Origin of the sequence: Actinomadura rugatobispora, from assembly GCF_042656285.1 — a bacterium.
GTDB lineage: Bacteria > Actinomycetota > Actinomycetes > Streptosporangiales > Streptosporangiaceae > Spirillospora > Spirillospora rugatobispora.
In genome coordinates this window covers 19,920-39,731 of record NZ_JBHSON010000103.1, presented here as the reverse complement: position 1 = coordinate 39,731, position 19,812 = coordinate 19,920, and the positions used below count along the sequence as shown (strand labels likewise).

At 72.7% G+C, this 19,812-nt stretch carries 22 protein-coding genes; 10 read left to right on the top strand and 12 right to left on the bottom strand.

Annotated elements, in window-relative coordinates:
• The 4 genes from ACFPZN_RS46525 to ACFPZN_RS46510 form a co-directional block, all read right to left on the bottom strand.
• Window positions 1–378 (bottom strand): hypothetical protein (locus ACFPZN_RS46525; protein WP_378289799.1); only part of this gene is annotated, 378 nt, incomplete at its 3' end.
• A 113-nt stretch (window positions 379–491) separates the two neighbouring features.
• Window positions 492–1,325, bottom strand: coding sequence for an SMI1/KNR4 family protein (locus ACFPZN_RS46520; protein ID WP_378289797.1), 834 nt, complete (start codon window positions 1,323–1,325; stop codon window positions 492–494).
• 81 nt (window positions 1,326–1,406) lie between these two features.
• On the bottom strand, window positions 1,407–2,126 hold the full coding sequence (locus ACFPZN_RS46515) for an SDR family oxidoreductase (protein WP_378289795.1): 720 nt from the start codon (window positions 2,124–2,126) through the stop codon (window positions 1,407–1,409).
• An 11-nt stretch (window positions 2,127–2,137) separates the two neighbouring features.
• Window positions 2,138–2,938 (bottom strand): helix-turn-helix domain-containing protein, encoded by an 801-nt coding sequence (locus tag ACFPZN_RS46510; protein ID WP_378289793.1) that lies wholly within the window; start codon window positions 2,936–2,938, stop codon window positions 2,138–2,140.
• Between the two features lie 54 nt (window positions 2,939–2,992).
• Between ACFPZN_RS46510 and ACFPZN_RS46505 the strand changes: the two genes are divergently transcribed.
• Complete coding sequence (locus ACFPZN_RS46505; protein ID WP_378289791.1) at window positions 2,993–3,352, top strand: hypothetical protein; 360 nt, start codon at window positions 2,993–2,995, stop codon at window positions 3,350–3,352.
• A gap of 136 nt (window positions 3,353–3,488) precedes the next feature.
• Window positions 3,489–4,151, top strand: a complete 663-nt coding sequence (locus ACFPZN_RS46500) for an SMI1/KNR4 family protein (RefSeq protein WP_378289789.1) — start codon at window positions 3,489–3,491, stop codon at window positions 4,149–4,151.
• Window positions 4,152–4,232: 81 nt separating this feature from the next.
• Here the strand turns inward: ACFPZN_RS46500 and ACFPZN_RS46495 are convergent, their stop codons facing one another.
• Window positions 4,233–5,252, bottom strand: a complete 1,020-nt coding sequence (locus tag ACFPZN_RS46495; RefSeq protein WP_378289787.1) for a hypothetical protein — start codon at window positions 5,250–5,252, stop codon at window positions 4,233–4,235.
• A gap of 554 nt (window positions 5,253–5,806) precedes the next feature.
• On the opposite strand from ACFPZN_RS46495, the gene ACFPZN_RS46490 reads away from it, so the two are divergent.
• The 3 genes from ACFPZN_RS46490 to ACFPZN_RS46480 all read left to right on the top strand — a co-directional run bounded on the left by ACFPZN_RS46490 (window position 5,807) and on the right by ACFPZN_RS46480 (window position 6,679).
• A complete protein-coding gene (locus ACFPZN_RS46490; protein ID WP_378289785.1) occupies window positions 5,807–5,956 on the top strand; it encodes a hypothetical protein in 150 nt (49 codons plus the stop codon).
• A gap of 105 nt (window positions 5,957–6,061) precedes the next feature.
• Window positions 6,062–6,481: a hypothetical protein gene (locus tag ACFPZN_RS46485; RefSeq protein WP_378289783.1), complete on the top strand. Its 420-nt coding sequence runs from the start codon at window positions 6,062–6,064 to the stop codon at window positions 6,479–6,481.
• 69 nt (window positions 6,482–6,550) lie between these two features.
• Window positions 6,551–6,679, top strand: a complete 129-nt coding sequence (locus ACFPZN_RS46480; RefSeq protein ID WP_378289781.1) for a hypothetical protein — start codon at window positions 6,551–6,553, stop codon at window positions 6,677–6,679.
• 95 nt (window positions 6,680–6,774) lie between these two features.
• Here ACFPZN_RS46480 and ACFPZN_RS46475 read toward each other — a convergent pair whose 3' ends face one another.
• The gene (locus tag ACFPZN_RS46475) at window positions 6,775–7,776 is read right to left on the bottom strand and encodes an alpha/beta hydrolase (RefSeq protein ID WP_378289779.1); all 1,002 of its coding nucleotides are present in this window, start codon (window positions 7,774–7,776) and stop codon (window positions 6,775–6,777) included.
• 132 nt (window positions 7,777–7,908) lie between these two features.
• Between ACFPZN_RS46475 and ACFPZN_RS46470 the strand changes: the two genes are divergently transcribed.
• The 4 genes from ACFPZN_RS46470 to ACFPZN_RS46455 all read left to right on the top strand — a co-directional run bounded on the left by ACFPZN_RS46470 (window position 7,909) and on the right by ACFPZN_RS46455 (window position 12,982).
• Window positions 7,909–9,792, top strand: a complete 1,884-nt coding sequence (locus ACFPZN_RS46470) for a helix-turn-helix domain-containing protein (protein WP_378289777.1) — start codon at window positions 7,909–7,911, stop codon at window positions 9,790–9,792.
• A gap of 105 nt (window positions 9,793–9,897) precedes the next feature.
• On the top strand, window positions 9,898–11,175 hold the full coding sequence (locus ACFPZN_RS46465) for a hydroxymethylglutaryl-CoA reductase, degradative (RefSeq protein WP_378289775.1): 1,278 nt from the start codon (window positions 9,898–9,900) through the stop codon (window positions 11,173–11,175).
• Window positions 11,172–11,618 carry a hypothetical protein gene (locus ACFPZN_RS46460; RefSeq protein WP_378289773.1) on the top strand — a complete coding sequence of 149 codons (447 nt, stop codon included), beginning with the start codon at window positions 11,172–11,174 and terminating at the stop codon, window positions 11,616–11,618. The genes ACFPZN_RS46465 and ACFPZN_RS46460 overlap by 4 nt, the downstream gene beginning before the upstream one ends.
• Window positions 11,615–12,982 carry a tripartite tricarboxylate transporter permease gene (locus ACFPZN_RS46455; protein ID WP_378289771.1) on the top strand — a complete coding sequence of 456 codons (1,368 nt, stop codon included), beginning with the start codon at window positions 11,615–11,617 and terminating at the stop codon, window positions 12,980–12,982. The genes ACFPZN_RS46460 and ACFPZN_RS46455 overlap by 4 nt, the downstream gene beginning before the upstream one ends.
• 8 nt (window positions 12,983–12,990) lie before the next feature.
• Here the strand turns inward: ACFPZN_RS46455 and ACFPZN_RS46450 are convergent, their stop codons facing one another.
• Genes ACFPZN_RS46450 through ACFPZN_RS46425 form a run of 6 tightly spaced genes read right to left on the bottom strand, consistent with a single transcriptional unit; the run spans window position 12,991 to window position 18,402 of the window.
• Window positions 12,991–15,906 carry a hypothetical protein gene (locus ACFPZN_RS46450; RefSeq protein ID WP_378289769.1) on the bottom strand — a complete coding sequence of 972 codons (2,916 nt, stop codon included), beginning with the start codon at window positions 15,904–15,906 and terminating at the stop codon, window positions 12,991–12,993.
• 59 nt (window positions 15,907–15,965) lie between these two features.
• Window positions 15,966–16,322, bottom strand: a complete 357-nt coding sequence (locus tag ACFPZN_RS46445; RefSeq protein ID WP_378289767.1) for a VOC family protein — start codon at window positions 16,320–16,322, stop codon at window positions 15,966–15,968.
• Window positions 16,323–16,365: 43 nt separating this feature from the next.
• On the bottom strand, window positions 16,366–17,181 hold the full coding sequence (locus ACFPZN_RS46440) for a MerR family transcriptional regulator (RefSeq protein ID WP_378289765.1): 816 nt from the start codon (window positions 17,179–17,181) through the stop codon (window positions 16,366–16,368).
• 53 nt (window positions 17,182–17,234) lie between these two features.
• Window positions 17,235–17,600: a fluoride efflux transporter FluC gene (locus tag ACFPZN_RS46435; RefSeq protein ID WP_378289762.1), complete on the bottom strand. Its 366-nt coding sequence runs from the start codon at window positions 17,598–17,600 to the stop codon at window positions 17,235–17,237.
• The gene (locus ACFPZN_RS46430; protein ID WP_378289760.1) at window positions 17,597–17,965 is read right to left on the bottom strand and encodes a DUF190 domain-containing protein; all 369 of its coding nucleotides are present in this window, start codon (window positions 17,963–17,965) and stop codon (window positions 17,597–17,599) included. The genes ACFPZN_RS46435 and ACFPZN_RS46430 overlap by 4 nt, the downstream gene beginning before the upstream one ends.
• Window positions 17,962–18,402, bottom strand: a complete 441-nt coding sequence (locus ACFPZN_RS46425) for a fluoride efflux transporter FluC (protein WP_378289758.1) — start codon at window positions 18,400–18,402, stop codon at window positions 17,962–17,964. Before ACFPZN_RS46425 ends, ACFPZN_RS46430 begins: the two co-directional genes overlap by 4 nt.
• 128 nt (window positions 18,403–18,530) lie before the next feature.
• On the opposite strand from ACFPZN_RS46425, the gene ACFPZN_RS46420 reads away from it, so the two are divergent.
• On the top strand, window positions 18,531–19,811 hold the full coding sequence (locus ACFPZN_RS46420) for an erythromycin esterase family protein (RefSeq protein WP_378289756.1): 1,281 nt from the start codon (window positions 18,531–18,533) through the stop codon (window positions 19,809–19,811).
• Window position 19,812 lies beyond the last annotated feature (1 nt).

Below are 19,812 nucleotides of genomic sequence, written 5' to 3'. Positions count from 1 at the left end.
GCCGAGGATGCAGTAGTCGTAGAACGGCCCGGGCCCGGCCTTGAAGTCGTGGAAGATCACGAACACGCCGGCGTGCCCGGCGACCGGCTCGTACTTGTCGCCGTGCGCGACCACGTCGAGCAGTTGGACGTCCGCCTCGTCCGCCTTCGCCTGCGGTGCCTCTGGCGCGACCTCGACGTACCCGGCCCGCTTCTTCTCGCTGATCTTTCTGATGAAGTGGCGGAGCGCGTGCGCTTCGTCGTCGAGCGTCATGCTCGACCCGCGCATGACGCCGCCGGCCACGCCCCAGCCCATGCGGCAGCGGATCCCGTCCAGGGTGATCTGCCAGTGTCGGACGACGTCATTGTCGTTCTTATCGAAATACCGTGTCTCCGCCATGCTCCCGGCCCCCCTGTGATCCGGAAAGCCGCATGATCCCACGCACGTGCGACACCAGGGGGAGATGTGGATCGCTCAAGCCGCCTGAGGGTGAATGACCTTGTCGGAGCCGTTCACTCCAGTTCGGGCCAGTGCGCGGTGCCGTGCACCGGCAGGACGCCCTTGACGCGGCAGCCCATGGCGTCGATCGCGGCGAGCAGCGCGTCGCGTACTCGCGTGTCCGCGCCGGGTGGGTAGGCGACCCGGATCTGGTGCCCGTAGGCCGTCTCGTAGGTCAACGTCCACTGGTCGTCGGCCGCGGCGAAGTGGTCCTGCCGGGCGCCGCCTGCGCCTGCGAAGCCGCCGCGGTCACTGGTCGGTGCCAGGCTTCGGCGCAGGATGCGGAGTCGCTCCTCATACGGGGGCGCGCCTTCCGCCTCCGTCAGCTGCAGATATACGTGGACGTCCTTGCGGTAGGGGGTGAACCAGGGGGCGCCGACGTCCGCGCCGTTCTCCCTCCGATTCTCGATGAGCCCCATGAGTACGGCGGCCACGCCGCCTTCGGGGTACTCGAACTCGTCGTCGCGCGTCCAGTAGACGGTCTGCCAGTGTTCGGGGGATTCGGCGGGCTCGGTGAGCCAGGCGAGCGTCCCGCCGATCGAGTCCGATCCCCACAGCACCAGCCCCCCGGGCTCAGGGTGAACGGGATGCGGGCAGTCCTCGCCCGCGTCCCCGAGGATCAGCCGCAGGTCCTCCAGCCGACCGGGGTTCTCCTCGATCATCTCCTCTGGGGCGCAGCAGGAGAACTCGTCGCAGAACGTGCCGCGCCCGTACCGCCGGGCGATCTCGGTGAACTCGCGGGGAAGGACCAGCCCGAGCGCATCCTCCACCCGCGTCCAGTCGGCATGGGGATCCACCGGGGCCGCGGGCGGTGGTACGAGCGCCAGCAGCCTTTCGAGGTCCGTCATGACCGCAGACTCTAACCGTCCCGGTTCATCCGGATCGCCTTGCGGCGCCAGGTCCGCAACGGGCGGCGCCCGCGTCGTCGGTCAGACGAGGAGGCCGCCGGTGGCGCGGAGGTTCTGGCCGGTGATCCACTGTGAGTCGGGGCCGGCCAGGAAGGACACGACGGCGGCGATGTCGGTGGGCTGGCCGAGGCGCTGCAGGGCGGTGAAGGCCACGCTCTGCTCCAGCGCCTCGGGCGGGTTGGTGGCGCGGAGCAGATCGGTGTCGATCGCGCCCGGTGAGACGGTGTTCACCGTGATCCCGCGTACGCCGAACTCGCGGGCCGCGACGGCGGTGAGCTGCTCCAGCGCGCCCTTGCTCGCCGAGTAGAGGGCGTGGCCGGGTGCGGGCACGACGGTGTTGAGGGTCGAGATGTTGATGACGCGGCCGTTGTCGCGCAGCAGCGTGGCGGCCTTCCGCATCGCCAGCAGGGGAGCTTTGGCGTTGATCGTCATCACCCGGTCGAACTCTTCGGAGGTGATGTCGGTGATCGGGGCGTGCGGGTTGATCGCGGCGTTGTTGACGAGGATGTCCAGGCCGTCGGCGACGGGCTCGAAGAGGGTCTCGATGCCGGCCGGGTCTTCGAGGTCGGCGCGGACGGCGACGGCGTCGTCGAGTTCATCGAGGAGGGCGTCGGCCGCCGTCTTGTCCTGGCGGTAGCCGAACACGACCTTGGCGCCGTCCTGCGCGAGCCGCCGCACGATGGCCCGGCCGATGCCGCGCGAACCGCCGGTCACGAGCGCCGTCTTCCCGGTGAGTGTCATGATCCCGGAGGCTAGCCAGCGTGCCGGATCCCGTCTTGAACGAATGCGAACAGCTGGCCGGGCGTCATCCCGGTCATCGCGCGGATCTCACGGCCGAGATGGGGCTGGTCGGCGTAGCCGCACGCGACGGCGCTCGCGAGCGTGGCCGCGGGTGATGACAGCGCCCGTACGGCGTCCTGGAAGCGGGCGATGCGGGCGATCGTCTTGGGCGGCAGGCCGATCTCCTTCTGGAACCCGAGCTCCAGGTGGCGCCGGCTGACCGCGAGTTCGTCCGCCAGGCCGCCGATCGTGAGCCGCCCGGCCGATTCCTGGAGCCGCCACCAGGCACGCGGCACCAGCCCCTGCGGGGTGGGGTTCAGCCAGGCGGTGAACGTCTCGTCCAGGAGGGCGAACCTGGCGGGCCAGTCCGGCGCCTCGGCCAGGCGTTCGGCCAGGCGGCCGGCGCGAGGGCCGAGGACGTCGCCCAGGTCGGTGATGGCGCCGGTCAGTTCGCGCGTCGGCATGCCCAGGAGTGCCCGGACGCCTGCGGGAGTCAGCCCGACCGAGACGCCGTGCCGCCAGCCCACCTCTTCGTAGATCACTGTGGTGGCGCGCGGCCCGGTGACCACCCGTCCCGTTCCGGTGAAGTCGATGATCAGCGTGGTCAGGCCCAGCGGCAGCACCCGGCGCCGCGGCGGTCGTCCGGGACCGGAACTGAAGCTCGCGTAGCCCACGACGTACGGCCGCAGCGGAGGCCGCGCCGGTCGAGTGGTCGTCTCGCACGGTGTCGGCTCGATCTCGGCCGACACCGAATGCACCACCGCCAACCTCACACGTCGATCCTAAAGAGGTTGCGTCGCGTGGGGCAGGGCGGTTCGCTTCCTCGCATGAGCCTGAGCGTGCACGCGTTCGTGATGGACGACGACGGCGAGATGACGCTGTTCGACGGGGAGGAACCCGGCTCCGGTCTGGCCGGATTCGAGAGCACCCGGACCGACCTGTGGGGTTCGGAGACTGTCCGCTCTCTGGGCGCGCGTTTCCTGCCCACCCTGGACGGTGCCGACCTTTACGTCATGCCGGAGGACGTTGACGGTTTCCTCGCCGAATGCGAGATGGTGCGCGAGAACATCCCCGCCATCACGGCCGCCACGGGACGGCCCGCCGACTACGTCGCGCACAGGCTCGGCAACATCATCGACGCCGCCCACCGCGCCAAGAGCCTCGGGGGCGGCGTCGTCGTCTGGTGACGCCCGTCCAGTACTCCCTGGCCGCAGCCACGCTCGCCGCTCTTGTCACCCGCGTGTAGTACTTTCTCAGGCTTTGGTGATCAAGACCGGCTGCGTGCGCGGGTGTGGTCGCGGCCCGGACGATGGGTGGAGCTGGATGCTCGTTCGTGAACTGTTCGCGGAGTACGTCGAGTGGCTGGGCGTCAACGTCCCGTACGCGCATGCCAACCTGGCGCCGGGGGCGAGCGATGCCGACATCGAAGCGCTGGAGGCGGGGATCGGGGCGCGCCTTCCCGAGGACGTGCGGACGGTGCTCGGGATGCACAACGGGCAGCGCGAGTCCATGGTCGCCGACCGAGCCGGGCCCGCGGTCCCGTGCCTGCCCACCCTGACGTTCCTGTCCACCGATCTGATCCTGGAGACATGGCGGTTCTGGCAGGAGATCGGGGACGTCATCGAGGGGTCGGTGTTCCCGGGTGCCGAAGGCGTCATCAAGCCGCTGTACAGTTCGCCGGGTTGGATTCCGCTGTGGAGCGATCCGGTCAGGTTCGACCACGTGGGGCTCGACCTCGACCCGGGCCCGAAGGGCACGTCCGGGCAGATCATCAATTTCGGGCGGGACGAGGAAAACCACTTCCTGTGCGCCGACGACTTCACCGGGCTCATCTCGATCCTGCACCGGGAGACCGTGCTCCGCGGCGCCTGGCAGGCCGCCACCATCACCTACGCCGACGGCAGCGGCGCCCATCCCTGGTTCGGAGACCCGGAGGAGCACTTCTTCAACACCCTCCACGCGCATTTTGCCGGGCGGATGTCATAAGGGGGCGCGACCGGCGTCCGGGCGTTCGTCCAACGCTCGTCTGATGAACACGACCGGAACACCGCGGGGCCCGGTAGGCGGCTATTCTCCGGCCACCGTCGCGGCGAACTGGGCGAGCAGCATCGTCTGGGCCTCGAACTCGCGCCTCAGTCCCCAGGCGGCGGGTCCGGCGAATGCCCGTACCTCGAAAACCCCGGAATCCTCCCGGTAGCAGGTCAGCACCGAGACGCGCCGCGTCCCCCACCAGTCCGCTGCGCTCGCGTCCGCATGGGCCTCGAAGACGTGGTCGCACAGCAGGTCGCGCGCCTCGTCCAGCGCCTCTCCGGTTTTCCCGAACGGATCCGTGTGCCGCAGGTGGCCGAGGGCGGGGATGCCCCTCATCGTGACCTGCATGCCATTCTGGCCTCCGCCTCGGGTGAGATCGGCATATTCCACAATGCCGGTGACATGGGTGTCGTCGTCGTGAGTCGCACCGGCGATGCGATGGCCGGCGAGCGTCGAGCGATAGGCCTCGGCCAGAGCGGATGCGATGTTCGCGGGAACCGGCACCACAACGGCCTCGTCGATCGACGACGGCGCGGGAGCGTCCTCGATGCGCCGAGGCCGAGGCCGCGTGGGCGCGTCCACCCGCGCGTACCGGTACCAGAGCCGGGTCAGCAGGAATCCCATCTCGAAGTCCACCGACACGGTGCGCACCAGCCGCCCCGCCTCATCAAGGGTCAACCGTGCCGTGGCAAAACAGTCGGAGCCGTTGCCGTAGTGGTACCCATTGGGCTCCACCTCGCCGTTCTCGTCCTCGTCGGGGACGAAGTACAGCGCGTCCTTCCCCCGGACGACCTCGCCGTTGAACGGCTCGCAGCGGTTGTCGAGCACCACCTCGCTTTCCCACCACGGCATCCGCACCCGGCCGGCGGCATACTCGGTGGCCGTGCCGTCCGCGGCGATGTGGAGGACGAAGCCGTTGACCGGAAGAAAGCCCCCCGGTTCGGGCAGTGCCGGATCGTCGAGCCAACCCTGCACGTACGGCCGGGTGTCCACGCCCTCCGATGCGCAGAGCTCGCGGGCCTCCGTGTAGGCCTCCAACTCCCAGTACCCGGTCAAGTCCTCCAAGGACAGGCCGCCACTTCCCACGTTCGGACATCCCATCACCCGTGCCGTTTCCCGCCGCGTGCGATTCTTCCACCTGGCGGCAGTGTGACGACTGGGATGATCCTCTGCGCCCGCGACTCCGATGTCCCTGCACGTGCGGCTATCGCGACTACTGGCCAGGTGGGTTTTCCCTGCCCCGCCCCCTTCTCGAGGCCAGGCCTTCGCCGTGTCCCGCCGCATCGGCTGCGTATCGGCCGTCGCCTAGCGTCTGCCGGCCTTGGTACGGCATCGGCAGTGTGCCGGAGCGAAAGGGCCGCGCTACTACGACCGGGCCTGGGGCGGGATCGGCGCCGATGGCTGTCGGCACCTGCTGATTCGCCGCAACTCCAGCAGCGGCGAGCTCGCCCGCTACCTGTCGTGGGCTCCGAGGTGGGTGGCACTGGCGCAGCCAGAGTTGTCGAACTTTTCTGATATTCGGCATATTTGCGTGTTCGGGGTAGAGAGTGGCGCGAATCTGTTCGTATTCGTCCGCCTCCGTTCGGGCCTGCCTGGAAGGAATCGTGATCATGATCTCGCTGGACGTTCGGGCCCGTTTGCCGGTGATCGGGGCTGTCCGCCTTGGTTCGTACGTGTTCCGACCGTTCGGTATCGATGCTCTTTTTACTCAATCCCGCCCACGCGCCCCCGGTGAGGCTGTCAAATGGGATGTGCAGTGATTCGGATATGGGTGGAACTTTGCCCGGTTGCTCGCATGACGACTGGTCACGGCTGCCCAATTCTATTCAAAACGGGCAATCTGGATGGTGGAGGTGAAGTGAGTTATGTCCGTCGACCGTGGCGACGAAGCTGTCGAAGGCTTCGCTGAGGTGCTTCGCAGGGGCTGGAGCGCAGCGGGCCCGCCGACTTACGGTCGCGTGCGCACGATGTCTGAGCGGAGCGACCTGGTGGGGTCGGTGTGCTCGCTGCCGAAATCGACCGTGCACGGCGTTATCAGCGGGAAGAAGCGTCAGCAACTTCCCCAGTGGAGGTGGGTGTATTCGTTCCTCGTCGTTCTACGGGAGATCGCGAAGGAGGACGGCCTGGACCCGGACACCGTCGGGACGGTTGAGGAGTGGAACGCCCGGTACAAGGAGGCGGCGCTCGAGATCACAGAAAGAAGCAGGCCCTCCCCTGTAGGGGTTGCGGTCGAAATCTGGTCGTCCCCGAAATTCCAGGAGAAGGATGCACCGGCCAAGGTGTAGGTCGATGTGCGCAGTGAATGACGCACGTCAGTTCACGCCAAGACCCTCGTGGTCAGGAAGGAGAGTTGCATGTCCAGTCGTCGTCGTTCCTGCCGGAGTGAGCCGTCCACTGAGCGGCCCTGGCTGCTGGAGATCGTCATGAAGTCCGTGGTGTGGCTGGCGCTCACGGTGGCCGACCACTGGTGGGGAAACAAGTAGCCGGGACGAGAATCGTGCATATGAGCCAGTCCGTGCGCGCTGGGGCGGGGCGCGCACGGTAAGGCTCGTCTGGCTAGGGCGTGCCTCGCGGGGCGTTATCGCTGGCCGAGGGCGCGAAGGAGCATGGGGAGGGAGGTGTGTAGCTCTCGCTTCCAGTAGGCGGGGCCGTGGGTGCCGCGGAAGAAGTGGGTGGTGACCGGGACGCCGGCCTCGATGTAGCGGTGGGCCACGGTGCGGGACTCGTCGCCCATGACGGCCTCGGTCAGGGACACGACCTCCTTGGGGAAGAGGACGGCGAGGTCCTGGAGGCCCGGGATGATCGGGTCGGGTTCGAGGGGCTTGTCGAGTTCGCCTGGGGTTCCGTCGCCGGAGGCGATGTAGACGGGAGTGTCGCGCAGGCGGTCGGCCATGTGGTACGGGTCGTTGGCCTCCCAGATGTGCCGCTGGCGTACGGGGTCGCCCCAGATCCTCCGCCAGTCGATCTTCAGGTACTCGGCGCCGCCGCTGATGGCCTTGACGTACTGGATCGGGTGGACGAAGCCGCTGTAACTGGCCGCGGCGCGGAACATTCCGGGGTGCTTGCCGGCGTATTTCAGCGCCCCGTATCCGCCCTGGGACTCCCCGGCGACGGCGCGGCGGGTTCCGGCGCCGTAATCGCGTTCGAGGATCGTGCGGACTTCTTTCAGGTGGAAGTCCTCGACGGCGGGGGCGCCGCCCTTTCCGTTGTTCCACCAGTTGCTGTAGAAGCCGAACATCGGCATGTTCGGAGAGACGACCAGGACGTCGCGGAGTTCGGGGATGTTCTCGATGTCGTACTGCTCGGTGAAGGCCGTGTAGTCGCCGTCCCCGCCCGGGAGCAGGTAGAGGACGGGCCAGCGTTTCGAGCGGTCGTTCTCGTTCCAGCCCTCGGGGGTCATCAGCCGGACCTTGCCGTTCCCGCCGAGGGCGGGGGATTTCACGGTCAGGTCGACGACGCGGTCGCGTATCTGGGTGCGCTCGATCACCTCGGCCTTTTCTTCCGCGGGGCTCGCGGCGGCGCTGGCGGGAAGTGAGACGAGGAGGGCGGTCAGTGCGGCGAAGGTTGTCCTTTTGCGCATGGAGATCGACGGTAGGGGGCACCGTTTGTCATCCGCGTCACTCGTGGTGGGGAATCACGGCCGTCATACGTGGGGGGTACGGGTGCAACGGCCTGGTCCGGGGTGTCTGGAGCGCGGATAACCTGCGGGTTCATGGAGGAGACCGGGCCGTTGATCCCGCTGGACGATGTGGTCGCGCTGTTCGACATGGCGGTGGACGGCAGCCTGGACGGCGGCCGGGCCGCCGAGCTGCTCGGTGATGAGCGGGCGGCGGGGCGGCTGCGGCGGCTGGCGGTGGAGCTGCGGCGCTGGCGGCGGCGTGAGCGGGAGCTGGCGGCGCTGTTCTCCAGCGCCCGCGAGCTGGCCGAGCTGCGCGACCCCGACGAGCTCCTCGACCGGCTGGTGCGGCGCGCGCACGAGCTCATGAACACCGACGTCACCTATTTGTCGGAGTTCCAGGAGGCGTCCGGTGAGCTGCTGGTGCGGTCCACCACCGGGACGGTGACGCCGGCGATCCGGCGGCTGCGGGTTCCGGCGGGCATGGGCCTGGCCAGCGAGGTGGTGCGGACGCGGGTGCCGCAGTGGACGGCCTCCTACGAGGACGCCGTGGAGCTGTCCCACGAGAGCGGCATCGACCAGGCCGTGCGGGCGGAGGGGCTGGTGTCGCTGCTGGGGGTGCCGATGCTGGCGGACGAGGAGGTCCTCGGCGTGCTGTTCGCCGCGAACCGCAGCGCGCACGCCTTCACCCCGGACGAGGTGGCGCTGCTGTCGGCGTTCGCCGATCACGCGTCGGTGGTGCTGCAGACGGCCCGGCTGCTGCGCCGGGCGCGGCGGTCGACGGAGGCGGCCGAAGGCGCGTACGCCGAGCTCAGCAGGCATGCCGCGGCGGTGGAGCGGGCGGGGGCCGTGCACCAGGACCTGACCGCGGCGGTGCTCGCGGGCGGCGGCGCCGAGGAGGTCGCGGCGACGCTGGCGCGGGCGCTGGGCCGGGCCGTGACGATCTTGGACCGCGATCTGGAGGTGGTGGCGGGCGGGGAGGCGCCGACCGGGCTGTCGGAGGCGGTGGGCGCGGCGGTGGACGCCAGCCGGAGGTCCGGGCACTGCGTGCTGCTGCCGGAGGGTGAGGTGGCGGCGGTGGCGGCGGCCGTGGCGGGCGGGACGCTGCTGGGCTGCCTGCTGGTCGGGCCGGGCGGGCTGCCGATCGGGGAGGTGGAGCAGCGCACGATCGAGCGGGCCGCGCAGATCACCGCGCTGCTGACGTTGAGCCAGGACGCGGTGGCCGATGCCGAGGAGCGGGTCCGCGGCGAGTTGCTGTCGGACGTGCTGGCCGACAGCCCGGCGCGGCGGCGGGACGCGGCGCGCCGGGCGCGGGCGCGGCATGTGCGGCTGGACGATCTGCGCATCGGGGTGGTCGCGGTCGTGGCGGCCGAGCAGCGGCGACCGGCGCTGCGGGCGGCGCAGGGGGCGGCCCTCCCGCACGGCCTGGCCGGGGAGCACGAGGGGGTGCTGACCGTGCTGCTGCCCGGGGACGATCCCGAGGCGGCGGCGCGGCACGTCCACCGGCGGCTGGGCGCGGCCGTGAAGGGCGGTGTGCTGGCGGTGGCGGCGCCGGTGGCGGAGGATCCGGGGCTGCTGGCGGAGCGGTGCGAGCTGGCGCGGGCGTGCGCGCGGCTGCTGCCCGCGCTGGGCACCGTGGACGGGGCCGTGACCACCGACGCGTACCTGCCGTACACGGTGCTGTTCGGGCCGGACCGGCGGGCGCTGGAGCGGTTCATCGGGCGGACGCTGGGGCCGGTGCTGCGCTGGGACCGGGAGCGGAACGCCGATCTTCTCGCGACGCTGCGCGCCTACGTGGAGGCCAACGGCAGTCCCACCCGGGCGGCCCGTGACCTGGGCGTGCACACCAACACGATGCTCCAGCGGCTGGAGCGGATCACCGCGCTCCTGGGGTCCGGGTGGCGGGATCCGGAGCCGTTCTTCCGCCTGTCCGTCGCCGTGCGGCTGCACGCGCTCGGGGATGCCGCCCGGCATGGGTGAACGTCACATCATCTGGTCCCGGATACGGACGATCGACCCATGGTCGTAGGCGGCCGTCCTGACCTAGCGTCGGCCCGCACCCACCCCGTACGCAGGAGGAACTTCATGGTCAACAGCCGTCTTTCCGGTTTCCGGAACCTGTCGGTGCCGGAGCGGCTCGCCCGGCTCGCGGACGGCACCGCCCTGACCGCCGCCGATCTGTCGGCGCTGGCCCCCGAGGGCGGGCTCGGCCTGGACCAGGCCGACCGGATGGCGGAGAACGTCGTCGGGGTCTTCGGCGTCCCCCTGGGGGTGGCGGCCAACTTCACCGTGAACGGCGCGGACGTGCTGGTCCCGATGGCGACGGAGGAGCCGTCGGTGGTGGCCGCGGCCAGCAACGCCGCCCGGATCGCCCGGGTGCGCGGTGGTTTCGTGACGTCGTCGTCCACGCCGGTGATGCAGGCGCAGGTGCAGGTGCTGGACGTGGCCGATCCGGAGGCGGCGCGGCTGCGGCTGCTGGCGGCGCGGGCGGAGCTGGCCGGGCTGGCCGACGCCCAGGACCCGCGGCTGGCGGAGCTGGGCGGCGGCGTCCGGGACGTGTCGGTGCGCGTGGTGGACGCCCGGGAGCAGCGCTACGTGGTGCTGCACCTGGCCGTGGACGTGCGGGACGCGATGGGCGCCAACGCGGTCAACACGATGGCGGAGGCGGTGGCGCCGCGGGTCGCGGAGATCGCCGGGGGACGGCCGCTGCTGCGGATCCTCACCAACAAGGCCGATCTGCGGCTGGCGCGGGCGCACGCGGTGTTCGACGCGGAGGCGCTGGGCGGGCCCGAGGTGGTCCGGGACATCGTGCACGCGGCGGCGCTGGCCGAGGCCGACCCGTACCGGGCCGCCACCCACAACAAGGGGATCATGAACGGGGTCACCGCCGTGGTGCTGGCCACCGGGAACGACACCCGCGCGGTCGAGGCGGGCGCCCACTCGCACGCGGTGGGGCCGGACGGCCGCTACACCTCGCTGTCCCACTTCGCCCGGGACGCGGACGGGAACCTGACCGGGACGCTGGAGCTGCCCATGCCGGTCGGGCTGGTCGGCGGGGCGACCCGGGTGCACCCGGTTGCGGCCGCCGCGGTGCGGCTGCTGGGCGTGTCGACGGCGGCGGAGCTGGCGGAGATCATCGCGGCGGCGGGCCTGGCGCAGAACCTGGCGGCCCTGCGGGCGCTGGCGACCGAGGGCATCCAGCGCGGCCACATGGCCCTGCACGCCCGCAACGTCGCGGTCGCCGCGGGCGCCGGGCCGGAGGAGCTGCCCCGGGTGGTCGCCCGGATGGTCGCGGACGGCGCGGTGCGCGGCGACCACGCCGAGCGCGTGCTGGCCGAGCTGCGGGCGGAGGCGGCGCGATGAACGACGACGCGAAGACCGGCGACGGCCCGTACACCGAGGTCTGGAACGACGCGGTCGACCTGCGGCACCTGTTCGCGTCGCTGCTGATCGGCGTGGCCGGGGGGCTGCCGCTGTTCCTGATCGCGCGGGCGCTGCTGCGCGGCACGCTGGACACCCCGGCCCTCGCCGACGGGTACGCGCTGCTGGCCGGGCTGGCCGGATGCCTGATCGCCGGGACGATCTGCGCCCGGCTGTTCCCGCCCAAGCGGACCTTCGCCGACGACGACGGGGACGCGGCGGGCTCGGCTGCGCTGCGCCGCGCCGCCCTGGCCGAGCTGGTGCAGGACGGCGACGACCCCTCGCCGGACCGGCTGCCCCCGGCCGTCCGCGAGGAGCTGCGCGAGCTGGGCCTCCTGGACGAGACCGCCGCGCCCACGACGCGGGAGGAGGCGGGGACCCGATGATCACCGAGCTGCTGTGGGCGCTGTCGATGGGCCTGGCCGGGGCCCTGGTCTTCGCCGCGATCGGGCTGGTCTCGGGCACCGACGAGACCTCCACGCTGGGACCCCTGACCCTGCTGGTGGTGCTGCTGGGCGTCCCGCCCGAAGGAGTGATCACCTTCTTCCTGGCCGGTGCCGCGGCCAAGCACATGACGCACGCGATCCCGACCACGCTGCTGGGCATCCCGGGCGACACCACGGCCGTGCCGCTGCTGGACGACGCGCGGGCGATGCGCAGGATCGGCGCCCCGCACATCGCGCTGCGCAAGGCGCTGGCGGGCGGGCTGCTGTCGGCCGCGATCGCGGTGCCGGTGGCGGTCGCGGTGGCCGCGCTGCTCGCCCCGCTGGCCGACCCGGTCAAGGAGATCGTCCCGTACGTGTTCGTGGCGGTGGCGGCGCTGGTGGCCTACTTCTCGCCGGGACGCTGGGCGGCGGTCGCCGGGCTGGTCCCGTTCGTGCTGGCGCTGGCCGCGCTGAGCGGGTTCGCCAAGGACGTGCTGGACAAGCCGCTGAGCATCAGCTTCTTCCTCGGCATCGCGATCGGGCCGCTGGTGATCGACGTGCTGATGGCCGGGTCCCGCACCGGGCGGGGGCTGCTGCCGCGCGGCGGCGGCAAGGTGTTCTCGCTGGCGCCGGAGGGCGCGGCGCCGGGCGGCTGGTTCCCCAACCCGTTCCGGGTGCTGACCAGGGGCCAGACGGCCGCGACCGCCGCCACGGCGGCGGTCAGCTCGACCACGTTCATGCTCAGCCCGGTCGCGACCGCGGTCATGGCGGGCGAGGCGGTGGGCAGCCGGATCAAGCACCCCTACCAGCGGCTGAGCACGCTGATGTCGGTGAAGAACGGGACGACGGAGTCCACCTACATCGCCGAGACGCTGATCCCGCTGATCGCGTTCGGGCTGCCGCTGAGCCCGGTCGCGGCGGGCCCCGCCGCAGCGCTGTTCAACGCGCCCCCGGTCTACACGGTGGAGGCCCCGGGCGGCGGCGTGCACAACCTGCACACGCTGCTGTCCACCTGGCAGTTCCTGGTGTTCGGGCTGCTGGCGGTCGCCATCGCCGCGGTGGTGGTGTACCCGCTGGCCGTCCGGCACGCCCGCACCGCCAGCGCGTGGGTGTCGCGGCGGATCAGCCACGAGGCGCTGATCGGCGCGTTCGCCGGGCTGATCTGCGTGGTGGCCTGGTACGAGGGCGGCCCGCTCGCGCTGCTGGTCACGCTCACCGTCGGCGCGCTGGCCGGGGCCTGCCACCGGCTGCTGGGCATGACGTCCGGCGCCCAGTACATGGGGTACTACGTGGCGACGCTGTTCGTCCCGCTGCTGATCGGCTGATGGGCTGATCAGCGGCGGCCGGCCCGCGACCAGAGCGCGGGCCAGCCGCCGCCCCCGGCCACCCACGCCGCCGGGACGCGCAGCCCGTGCCGGGAGACCCGGTTCCAGAACTCGCCGGTGTCGGCGCCCAGCTCGCGGGCACCCGGGAACGCGGCGTGCCAGGGGCCGTCCTCGTCGTCGAGCGCGGACGCCGGGAAGCCCGGGACGGTGACGGCGCCCGGCGGCGCCACCGGGGCCAGCTCGATCGCGGGCGCCTCGCAGGTGACGTGCACGGTGAGCGCGCACAGCGGCGGCACGGCCGGGCGCCGGGTCAGCGAGCGCGTGACGGCCGGGTCGCCGTCCAGGACGAGCCGCCCGATCGCCGCCCGCAGACGCAGCCCGACGAGGCCCAGCGAGTACGCGGGAGCCACCCGCGGATCGCGGGCGAGCCTTCGCAGCGACCCGGGCAGGGGCGCCGCCCCGGTGAGGAGGCCGAGCTGCCCGAACCGTTCGCGCAGCGCCGGGTCGAGGCCGCCCAGGGCCGCCTCCAGCGGGCGAATCCCGCTGAGCGTCCACAGGTCGGCGAGATCGAGGTCGCGGCGGTCCAGGACGTTGCGGCAGGCGGCGGCCAGGGACGCGGGGCCCAGCCGTCGCAGCCTCGTCAGCTGCGCGAACGCCTCTTCGGAGGCCGGGTCCTCGGCGGACGCCAGGACGGCCAGGGCGTGTGAGGGCTCGGCCGTCATCCGGTCGTCCCACGCCTTCACGGCCAGCTCGCCCAGCGCGGGCCCGGCGTCCTGAAGCAGGCGCGGACGCGGGGCCCGCCGCCCGGACCCGGACCTGCCGGGCGGCGTGAGCGGCGTGGGCGGCGTCTCCTCGCCGGTGGCGGCGCCGTTCGCGGCCCGGTCGACGCCGGGGATCGTGCCGACCCATTCCCGCACCCGGCGGGCCAGATCCTCATCGGGATCGTCGTTGAACCGCGCCGCCATCTCCGAGACGTGCCAGCCGCGCAGCTCGGGCCGGAGCGGGACCAGTTCGAGGTTGACCCGAACGTGGCCGTCCTCCCCGTACAGGGCGGCCAGGCCGCACCGGCCCGCCGTGGCCTTCTCCACGTAGTCGGGACCGGCGATGCAGTTGCCCATGTAGTTCGCCCACTCGGCCAGCGTGCGGGCACTGCGGGCCAGCCGGAACCGGGCGCCGCCGGTGCCGGGCACGACCGTCCCGTCCAGGGCCGCCAGCGGCGCCGGCACCGCGAACTCCCCGCGCAGCGCCTCATCGATCTCCGCCTCGGCGAGCAGGCCCGCGACGAGCGCCTCCCACGTGCGCACCCCCTTGCCGGGCGGGCGCCCGCCGCCGAACGCCACCAGCTGCGCGGCTCCCGAGACGGCCCGCGCGACCGAGTCGTACGCCGGGGCGAGCGGGGCCGGGTCCTCGGGCCCGGGGTCCGGATCCAGCCACGGCGGCCCGTCCTGCCGCCGCATCGTGGCGGCGTCGTGGCCGTGCAGGTTCGCCAGCGCGTCCATGAGGTCGGCGCACCACACCAGGTCGCCGACCTCCTCCTGCGCGTCGTCGCCGCCCCGCTCCAGCCGCTCGGCGAGCGGCTCCCTCGTCCCGAGCAGGTACTCCGCGAAGCGCGGCGCCTCGGTCCAGTCGGCGGGCCCGCGCACGGCGGAGTACCCGACGTTCTCCCGCCACTCGCGCAGGGAGCGCGACGCCCAGTGCCGCAGGTAGTCCTCCGGCACCCTGTGGTCGTCGTCCAGCAGGCTCTCGACCATCTTGGCGGCGAGCTGCCCGTAGTTCAGCGCCCGCGCGAGCCGCTGCCGGTAGTAAGGCGCCGGGCCGTCCACCTCGGGCTTCGGCCCGTCCATCTTGCCGACGATCTCCCGCACGTACGCGCCCGGCCGCGCGGGCAGCCCCGCCGCACGCTTCTTCCGCTCCCGGCTCAGCGGGAACCGGTACTCCTCCCGGTCGAGCGCCCGGACGGTCGCGCGCAGCAGCGGCGCGCGCCGCGCCAGCCCCTCCGGGACGCCGTGATCGGACACGGCCACGGCGGTGCGCAGCAGCGCGGTCGCCGCGCGGGCGTCGTTCAGGAGCCGCGCCAGCATGCCCATCCAGTAGTGCATCTCCGGCTGCCACCGCGCCGCCTCGGCCAGGGTCGGCTCGCGCGCCCCCAGCTGGGCGCGCAGGTACGACAGGAGGATGTCGTCCTCGTACCGCCCGCGGCGGTCGCGCAGATCGTCCAGGCGGTCCCGGCGGCCCTGCGAGGCCAGCAGCCGCTCGCGGCGGGCCAGCCAGGCGTGGTGCTCCGACACCCGTTCCCACAGGTCGAGCAGCAGTTCCAGCCGCCGAGGCCCCGGAACGGGCTCCAGCACCCGCCGCAGGTCGGCGGCCAGCACCGACGGGCGCCCGCCCGCGATCAGGTCGGCGCCGCCCGGCGCCTCCAGCGCCAGCACGCGTTCAAGCTGCTCGGGACCCAGGACGTCGCTGGCCGCGGCGGCCAGATGCAGCGCCGCCCAGCGTCCCTCGCCGATCGCCCGCGCCGCCGCCGCGCCCACCCGCCGGGTGACGGCGGGCCCGAACAGGCCCGTCAGGAACCCGGTCCGCTCGCCCAGCCGCCCGGCGCCGTCCACGCCCAGCGTCCGCAGCGCCGCCACGACGGCGTCGCGCTGGTCGCCGCGCGCCCCGGCCAGCCGCGCCGACCGGAACCCGCCGCCGAGGTCGACGCCCGCGCCCGCCGCCGCGATCCCGCCGTCCCGGACCAGGACGCCCAGCTCGGCCACCGCCGCGCCGGCCTCCGCGCCGCCCGCCCCCGCCGGGCCCAGCGCCACCGCCGCACCGGGCGGCGCGTCGCCCTCACCGGCCAGCCGGACCGGCTCCGTCCTGGGCCGGGGAAGCCACGCGGCCGTCCCCGGCTCGGCCACCACCCCGTACGCGAGCCGCAATCTCATCCGCCCCATCATCGCGGACGGGGCGGACGAGACAAACGGAATATCCGGCCGGGGAGCGGTCAGGAGATGCAGAACTCGTTGCCCTCGGGGTCGTTCATGACCGTCCAGGAATGGCCGAATTCGTCGTGGTCGGCGCCGCGCTTCGCGCCCAGCCCCACCAGCCTCGCGATCTCGGTCTCGCGGTCGCCGCCCGAGTCGAGGTCCAGGTGCGTCCGGTTCTTCACGGTCTTCTTCTCCGGGACGAGTATGAAGAAGACGCTCGGCGTGCCGTCGCGGTCCTTCTCGGTCAGGCCGATCGAGGCGAAGAACTCGGTGGGGTCGGGGTCCAGCGGGCGGCCGAACGCCGCGGACCAGAAGCGGGCGGTGGCGAGGGTGTTCTCGCAGTCGAAGGTCACATTGGCGATGCGCACGGGCATGGCGGAATTTCCTTTCTCGGATTTCTTGGGAACGTGGCCGGGGTCAGGCGACCGGCCACTGGATCTCGGTGCGGAAGCCCTCCGGGTCGGGCGTCTCGTCCGCGCTCACGAGGTACACCTCGCGGACGGGCCCGGCCCCGGGGACGGCGTTGGCGGCCACCCACGCGCCCAGCCGGCGGTAGGCGCCGTCGATGGTGTCGTACGGTCCGGCGTGCACGGCGATGGCGACCCGCGCGGCCGGGACCTCGCCCAGCAGCACCCGGCCGCGGTCGCGGGGCAGCGCCGCCGGCGCGGCCAGCGGCAGGTACGCCTCGACGTCGACCGGGTCGTCCTCGATCTGGGACGGGTAGAGCGCCCCGGCCGGGCCCGCCGGCACCAGGCCCAGCCGGGCGGCGAGCCCGCCCATCTCGGCGTAGGCGGGGCCGAGGAAGGCGGCGAAGTCGTCGTCCGTCACCACGCCCCGCACGGCGAGGGTGTGCGCCGCCGGGACGTCCCGCACGTGCACGGGCGTGTGCTCGGCCGGACGCTCCACGCCCGCCTGGAGCTCGGCGACGATCCGGGCCGTCTCCTCCAGGCGCGCGCGCATCACGCGGGCGTGCTCGGCGAGCACCTCCCGGGTCACCTCCGGGTCGCGGGCCGCGACCACCTCCCGCACCCGGTCCAGCGGCAGGTCGAGCGAGCGCAGCCGGCGGATCACCGCGGCGTCGGCGAGCTGGGCCGGGTGGTAGGCCCGGTACCCGGTCCGCGGATCGACGCTGGCCGGCACCAGGATGCCGGCCTCGTGGTAGGCCCGCAGCATCTTGATCGACAGCATGCTCGCGCGCGAGAAGGCGCCGATCGCCAGAAATGGATCGCTCACGTCAAGGACCCTCCCCTCTCCCCCCGGGGGAGAGTCAAACCGCGACCCCCGTTCTAGGAGGTGAGCGCCGCCGCCAGGGCCAGCCCGCAGTACGCGGCGCCCAGGCCGGCGGCGATCGAGGCGGCGGCGTTGAGGAGCGCGAACATGCGCGCGCCCTCCTCGGCCAGCCGCAGTGTCTCGTACCCGAACGTGGAATAGGTGGTCAGCGCCCCGCAGAAGCCCGTCCCGGCCAGCGCCGTCAACCCGTGGCCGGACGGCAGCGCCGCCGCCAGGAACCCCAGCAGCCCGGACCCGGCGGCGTTGACGATGAACGTGCCCCACGGGAAGACCGTGTCGTGCCGGGCCTGCACGGCGCGGTCGACCAGGTAGCGCAGCGGGGCGCCCAGCGCGGCCCCGACCGCGACCAGCAGCACCGTCACCGCTCGTCCCGCTGGTCCTGCCGGTCGCGGTCGTCCCGGCCCGTGTAGCGGACGATCTCGACCGGGTCCAGCACGACCAGGCCCTCCCCGACCAGCTCGTCCAGCTCGGGAAGGAAGGCGCGGATCCGGTCCTCGGCGTCCACGATCACGATCGCGATCGGCAGGTCCTCCGACAGCGACAGGATCCGGGCGGTGTGGACGCGACTGGACGCGCCGAACCCCTCGATGCCGCGCAGCACGCTGGCGCCCGCCAGCCCGGCGGCGCGGGCGCGGGCCACGATCTCGTGGTAGAGCGGGCGGTGCCGCCACCGGTCGCCCTCCCCGACGAAGACCGTCAGGCGGAGCGCCGGGCCCGCCGACCTCATGATCGCGGCCTTCGCTTCAGCGGGCGGGCCGCCAGCCGGGTCGCCCGCGTCCCGGCGAAGACGGCGGCCAGCGCGCACACGGGCGTCACGGCCAGGTAGAGCAGTGCCGTCCGCGCCTGGCCCACATCGAGCGCCCGCTGCGCGTCCACCACGTAGGCGGAGAAGGTGGTGTATCCGCCGAGCACGCCGATGCCCAGGAACGGGCGGGTCAGCGGATGGGCCTCCCACACCTCGGTGATCGCCGCCATCAGCACGCCGATGAGCAGGCAGCCCGACACGTTGATCAGGAACGTCGCCCAGGCGAACTCCGCGGGGCCGTGCCCGAACGCCTCGGAGATCCCGTACCGGGCCAGGGACCCCAGGATCCCGCCCGCCGAGATCACCCCCAGGAGCGCCCACGGCACGCGCCGCCGTCCCTCCACCTCGCCGGAGACCACGCCGTCCTCCTACCCCGATGGACCGATTCGGTCCAACCCAATCCAGGCAAAGGATCGCACGCAGGCGAATCGACGACAGCAGGCGGGGAAGGCGGCTCTTAGAGGAGCCCGAAAGGCAGGGGAGAACGGTGAGTGAAGCCGACGACGTGCGGGAATCCGCGCTCCCGCTCGAGTACGAAGACGATCTCGACCCCCTCATGGACCGCATCGGCGACGCCCGCTGCGTCCTGCTCGGCGAGGCCAGCCACGGCACGCACGAGTACTACGCCTGGCGGTCCGCCCTGACCCGGAGGCTGATCACCGAACGGGGCTTCTCCTTCGTCGCGGTCGAGGGCGACTGGCCCGACTGCTGGGAGGTCAACAACGCCGTCACGCGAGCGCCGGGCGCCCCCGAGGACCCCAGGACGGTCCTGGGCGGCTACCGCCGCTGGCCCACCTGGATGTGGGCCAACCAGGAGACGGTGAACCTCACCCGCTGGCTGCGCGACCACAACGACCCCGCGCGGCTCGGCGGCTCCGCCCCGGCGGCCTTCTACGGCCTGGACGTCTACAGCCTCTGGGAGTCGCTGCGCGCCGTCATGACCCACCTGGCCGACCACCGGCCCGAGTACGTCGAGCAGGCCGCGGAGGCGTACCGCTGCTTCGAGCCGTACGGGGAGGACCCGCGGGCCTACGCGCTCAAGCTCACCCCCGACGACTGCGAGGACGAGGTGCTGGCGCTGCTCACCCGGCTCCGCCGCCCCGTGGCCGCCGACCCGGCGGGCGACCTGAACGCGCGCCAGAACGCCGAGGTCGCGGCGGGCGCCGAGGAGTACTACCGGGCCATGATCGGCGGCGGCCCGCGGTCGTGGAACGTCCGCGACGCCCACATGGCCGACACCCTCGACCGGCTGCTGGACCACCACGGGCCCGGCGCACGCGCCGTGGTGTGGGCCCACAACTCCCACATCGGGGACGCCCGCGCCACCCCGATGGCGGCCGCCGGCATGGTCAACCTCGGACAGCTCGCCCGGGAACGCCACGGCCGCGACCAGGTCGTCGCCGTCGGATTCGCGGGCGGCTGCGGCGAGGTCGTGGCGGCCGGCCGCTGGGGCGACCCGTGGGAGACCATGAACGTCCCCCGGCCGCACCGGGGCAGCGGCGAGGAGCTGCTGAACGAGTCGGGCGTCGAGCACGGCCTGTTCGTCTTCGCCGACTGGCCGGAGGCGTCCTGGCTGAACGCCACCCGCGGCCACCGCGCGATCGGCGTCGTGTACGACCCGGCCCGCGATGACCGCAACTACGTCCCCACCAGGCTCGCCGACCGCTACGACGCGCTGTGCTGGTTCCGCCGGACCTCGCCCCTGGAGCCGCTGTACCAGGAGGAGGCCGGCCAAGCCGAGCTGGAGACCATGCCCTCGGGCGTCTGAG